This is a genomic window from Bergeyella anatis (assembly GCF_036016955.1).
GTDB lineage: Bacteria > Bacteroidota > Bacteroidia > Flavobacteriales > Weeksellaceae > JAYWXI01.
Map to the genome: position 1 here is coordinate 1 of NZ_JAYWXI010000067.1, position 1,130 is coordinate 1,130.

1 protein-coding gene is annotated in these 1,130 nt (G+C 29.5%); it reads left to right on the plus strand.

The features are described 5' to 3' along the window. Positions 1 to 985, plus strand: a 985-nt coding sequence (locus VQ048_RS12210; protein WP_327611930.1) for a hypothetical protein, incomplete at its 5' end; no start/stop codon positions are given. Positions 986 to 1,130 lie beyond the last annotated feature (145 nt).

The following is a 1,130-nucleotide window of genomic DNA, read 5'->3' on the forward strand; positions in this document are numbered from 1 at the left end:
GTTAGCAGAGATTGTTTATAATACTCAGCAAAATAATATTATTAAACCATTAAATAACATAAAACTGACAAATATGAAAAAATTAATAATGTTTATTGTGACTTTAATTCTTTTGAGTTGTTCTACAAAAAAAGTAGCGATAACTAAAATACCTATATTGATGGACCCAGAAGCAAAAGCAGCTGGATTTAATGTTTTTTATGTTCCAATAAAACTTGAAGGCGTTGAAAAAGAGTTTAAGATGCAATTTGACTTAGGACTTGATGTGAGTGTTATTTATGGAAACTCTTTAAAAACTATTTATGAAAAATATCCAAAATTAAAACAAAACTATTTTGATAGGGAAGATTATCAAATTTTAAAAACAAAATACTTTATTTCTGAAACTGATAGTAGTATTGATAGTCTTTTCGTTTTCCCCAATTATGGCTCTGATGAGAAATATGAAAAACAAGACAATATAGGTAGCATTGGTGTAAACCAGTTCAAAAACAAAATCTTACTGATAAACTACAAAGAACTTTACATGCAAATATATGACGATTACAATCAAATTGATAAGGACAAGTTTGACTTTACCTCGATGACTATTACAAAGAATAATAAAATTATTTTAAAACTTAAAGCAGGGGATTCATTAGCTGATTTTTTGTTTGATACAGGAAACGGAGTCCCAATAGCAACTATAAACAAAACTTTTTTTGACAATCAAACCGAAAATCAAAAAGAATTAAGAGATACCATTAGTGGCAACAGTTGGGGAGAAACAATTAATTTGTACGGAGCAAAACAACAAAAGAAAATAAGTGTGGGAAACACAAATCTTGCAATCGGCAATAATAGGATATATTACACACAAGCTAAAAGTATTTTAGATTTATATAAAGATTTGGGTGTTGAACATTCAATGGGAAATAACTTCTTTATGGATAAAACAATACTATTTGACTTTCAAACAAATCAATTTGCAATAATGAAAAAATGAAACAGAAACAACCTCTGCTAACAAGGTATTGCCAAAAGCGGGGCTGAAGTGCTTCTATTGAACTTTTTTTGTATATTTGAACATTGGTATTTCTATTGAGCTTGGGTGCCAAAAACCCCCGCCTTCAGCAATACCCGACCGTTGT